Source organism: Phytoactinopolyspora endophytica (assembly GCF_004138495.1).
Lineage (GTDB): Bacteria > Actinomycetota > Actinomycetes > Jiangellales > Jiangellaceae > Phytoactinopolyspora > Phytoactinopolyspora endophytica.
Map to the genome: position 1 here is coordinate 120,524 of NZ_ML142863.1, position 3,855 is coordinate 124,378.

The 3,855-nt window shown below is 66.1% G+C and carries 4 protein-coding genes and 1 pseudogene; 2 read left to right on the forward strand and 3 right to left on the reverse strand.

Translation table 11 applies throughout. The features are described from left to right. Positions 1-331 (forward strand): annotated as a pseudogene (locus ELR45_RS41435) (2-phospho-L-lactate guanylyltransferase); the annotation flags it as partial. Positions 332-482: 151 nt separating this feature from the next. On the opposite strand, the gene ELR45_RS24820 reads toward ELR45_RS41435, so the two are convergent. The 3 genes from ELR45_RS24820 to leuC form a co-directional block, all read right to left on the reverse strand. After that, on the reverse strand, positions 483-1,313 hold the full coding sequence (locus tag ELR45_RS24820; RefSeq protein WP_129668729.1) for a histone H1-like repetitive region-containing protein: 831 nt from the start codon (positions 1,311-1,313) through the stop codon (positions 483-485). Between the two features lie 225 nt (positions 1,314-1,538). Next, positions 1,539-2,129, reverse strand: a complete 591-nt coding sequence (leuD, locus tag ELR45_RS24825; RefSeq protein WP_129668730.1) for a 3-isopropylmalate dehydratase small subunit — start codon at positions 2,127-2,129, stop codon at positions 1,539-1,541. An 86-nt stretch (positions 2,130-2,215) separates the two neighbouring features. Next, entirely contained in the window at positions 2,216-3,628 is a 1,413-nt protein-coding gene (gene leuC, locus ELR45_RS24830) for a 3-isopropylmalate dehydratase large subunit (RefSeq protein WP_129668731.1), read from the reverse strand. 99 nt (positions 3,629-3,727) lie between these two features. On the opposite strand from leuC, the gene ELR45_RS41440 reads away from it, so the two are divergent. Then, the coding region (locus ELR45_RS41440) for a helix-turn-helix domain-containing protein (protein ID WP_240760123.1) at positions 3,728-3,855 on the forward strand (128 nt) is incomplete at its 3' end.

Here is a 3,855-nt window from a genome sequence, read left to right on the forward strand (position 1 = left end):
CTCCCTGTCCGCGGATCTGCCCGCGCTGCGCCCATACGAGCTGGAACATGTGCTGGCCGCTGCCGCGCGCCACCAGACGTCGTTCCTGGCCGATGCGGCCGGCATAGGCACCACCCTGTACGCGTCCGTGCCCGGAGCTCCGTTCGATCCGCGGTTCGGCGGCCGCTCGCGTGCCGCCCATCGGGCGTCAGGCGCGACCGAGCTGGAGGTGCCAGGCGTCGTCTCGGTCCGCCGGGACATCGACACCGCCGTGGACCTCTGGGACGCCATGCGGATCGGTCTCGGGCCTCGCACGGAGTCCGTCATCGTTCAGCTCGACGCCGCGTTCTGACTCGTCATCCCAGCACCGGCTGGGAGCACCATGCTTCCACATCGCCGTCATCACGACACCAAGCTTCCACGTTGCTGGTGGCATCCAACGCTAGGCGCCCAGGCGCGACTTGCCGATACGTAAGCGGCGCCGTCTGACGCCGCAGGCCTCGTCAGTTGCCGTCTGCCGTGGACGCACCGCTCGAGCTATCGGACGGCGCGGCGGGCGTCTTCTTCGCAGGTGCAGTCTTCTTGGCCGGAGCAGACTTGGCCGCGGTCTTCTTTGCCGGAGCAGTCTTCTTGGCTGGTTCCGTCCTCGATGCCGTGGAGGGAGTCGTCGTCTTCTTCGCCGCGGTCTTCTTCGCCGTCGTGGACTTCTCCGGCGCCTTCTTGGCCGGAGCGGTCTTCTTTGCAGGCGTCGTCTTGGCTGCAGACTTCTTGGCCGGCGTCGCCTTCGTGGCCGGCGTGGACTTGGCTGCAGTCTTCTTCGCCGGGGCGCTCTTGGCTGCAGACTTCTTAGCAGCCGTCTTCTTAGCCGGAGCGCTCTTGGCAGCCGTCTTCTTAGCCGGAGTCTTCTTCGCCGCAGGTGTGGTCTCCTGAGAAGGCTCAGCTGCAGCCGTCTCCTCCGACGCCATCCTGACCGCGTCGGCTGCGGCTCGGGCAGCCGACGACGCCGCCCGGGTCGCCGACTCCGCCACCTGAGCCGCCTGTGCCGGAACCAGGGACAGCGACTTGACCGCCCGCTTGCGGGCCTTCTTCACCCCGGCGACGACGTCCCGGAGCTCGTCCGTCGGATCGAAGGTAGGAACGACCTTCTTCTTGGACTTCTTCCCGGTCTTCTCAGTGCTCTGCGTGAAGACGCCGAACCTTTTGATGGCGACCTTCTCACCGGCTGCGAGGGACTTGGTGATCGAATCGACGACCGCATCCAGAGCGTGCTGGGCCACCTCGCGGTTCCCGTCGAACCGCTCAGCGATCCGGTCGATCAGCTTCTTCTTTCCCACCGTCGCTCCTCACATTCACAGTCTTGATCTCGGCTCCGGGACGTTGGTACCAACGCTAGCCTCTTGCGTTAATCTACGCCCGCGCAACGCCGACGCGCAGATATTGCCGAGAGTGGCATGTTTCCCGCCGACCCACCAGGGGCCTGGCGGGACCGGACGTCGCCGCCTCATGACTGAGGCGTTGACTGCATGATCAGACGTGGGTGGGCCGCCGCCGGGCAGCGATCAGGCGAGCGTCCGCGGCTTGTGCGACGGTCGGCTGGCCTCGTAGTCGTCGATGGCGTCGATGTGCCGGTAGGTCAGCCCGATGTCGTCGAGGCCTTCCATAAGGCGCCAGCGCGTGTAGTCGTCGACCTCCATGCCAGCGACGATGTCCGCGCAACGGACCTCACGCTGCTCGAGGTCGACCGTCACCTCGGTCCCCGGTTGGTTCTCCAGGACTTCCCAGATCAGCTCGATATCGTCTTGCGACAGCTGTCCGGTCAGCAGCCCCTGTTTGCCGGAGTTGCCGCGGAAGATGTCCGCGAAACGCGAGGACAGGATCACCTTGAACCCATAGTCCTTCAGCGCCCATACCGCGTGCTCCCGGGAAGAACCGGTACCGAAGTCCGAGCCGGCGACCAGGACCGATCCAGAGCGGTAGGCCGGCTGGTTGAGGATGAATGTCTCGTCACCACGCCAGGCGGCGAACAGCGCGTCCTCGAAACCGGTCCGTGTGACCCGCTTGAGGTAGACGGCCGGGATGATCTGGTCGGTGTCGACGTTACTGCGGCGCAGCGGCACGCCAACGCCGGTGTGCCGGATGATTTTCTCCATGTTTCCTCTATTCGTTCGCACATCCCATGATCATCAACCGTTGGCCTCACGATCACCGGGCTGATCGTTGATGATCATGGGGACGGTCAGTTGGCGGCCAAGTCGAGATCGGCTGGCGACGACAGCGTGCCTCGCACGCCTGTCGCCGCCGCGACGAGCGGGCTGACCAGATGGGTGCGCCCGCCCTTGCCCTGGCGGCCCTCGAAGTTCCGGTTCGATGTCGATGCGCTCCGCTCCCCCGGCGCAAGCTGGTCCGGGTTCATCCCCAGGCACATCGAACACCCGGCGTGCCGCCACTCGGCTCCGAACTCGGTGAAGATCGTGTCCAGTCCCTCTTTCTCCGCCTGCATACGCACCCGGTGGGAGCCCGGAACAACCAGCACCCGGACGTTCTCGGCCTTGCGCCGGCCTCTGACCACCGCAGCGGCTGCGCGCAGGTCCTCGATCCGGCCGTTCGTACACGATCCGATGAACACCGTGTCGACGGCGATCTCGCGCAGCGGCGTACCGGGGGTGAGCGCCATGTACTTCAGCGCTCGTTCGGCGGCCACCCGTGCACCCTCGTCGGTGAAGCTCTCCGGATCCGGCACCGTACTGGACAGGGGCAGACCCTGGCCTGGGTTGGTGCCCCACGTCACGAACGGTTCCAGCTCGCTCGCGTCGATGCTGACCTCGGCGTCGAACTCGGCGTCGTCGTCGGTGCGCAGCGTCTTCCAGTACTCCAGCGCGGCGTCCCACTCCTTGCCTTGCGGCGCGTTCGGGCGACCGTTGATGTAGGCAAACGTGGTCTCGTCCGGAGCGATCATCCCGGCGCGCGCGCCCGCCTCGATGGACATGTTGCAGATGGTCATCCGCGCTTCCATCGACAACGCCCGGATGGCCTCGCCCCGGTACTCCAGAACGTAACCCTGGCCGCCGCCGGTGCCGATCTTGGCGATCACGGCCAGGATGATGTCCTTGGCGGTGCTGCCGGGCCTGAGCTCACCGTCGACGTTGATCGCCATCGTCTTGAACGGGCGCAGCGGCAGTGTCTGCGTGGCGAGGACGTGCTCGACCTCGGACGTACCGATACCGAACGCCAGCGCACCGAAGGCGCCATGCGTCGACGTGTGTGAGTCGCCGCAGACGACGGTCAGGCCCGGCTGAGTCAGGCCGAGCTGAGGGCCGACGACGTGGACGATGCCCTGTTCCGTGTCCCCGAGGGGGTGCAGCCGGACGCCGAACTCCTCGCAGTTGCGCCGCAGGGTCTCGATCTGTGTCCGGCTGGTGAGGTCGGCGATCGGCTGGTCGATGTCGACCGTCGGGGTGTTGTGGTCCTCGGTGGCGATCGTCAGGTCCGGGCGGCGAACCTTCCGGCCGGCCAGCCGCAACCCTTCAAACGCCTGCGGGCTGGTGACCTCGTGCACGAGGTGGAGGTCAATGTAGAGAAGGTCCGGCTCGCCCTCGGCGTGACGCACGATGTGCGCATCCCATACTTTCTCAGCCAGGGTCTTCCCCATTGCCGTCTCCTTGGTGTCATGATCTGTTCGTGTGCGACTCCGAGCGCATCAGCCGGCCGAGACTTGAAATCTCGCATGCTGAGATGGCAATATCGAGTCATGGACAACTCTAGCGGAGTTGGCGTCCTTGACAAGGCCGCCCTAGTGTTATCAGCACTTGAGGCCGGCCCGGCGACGCTGGCCAACCTCGTCGCGGCGACAGGTCTCGCCCGGCCGACGGCGCACCG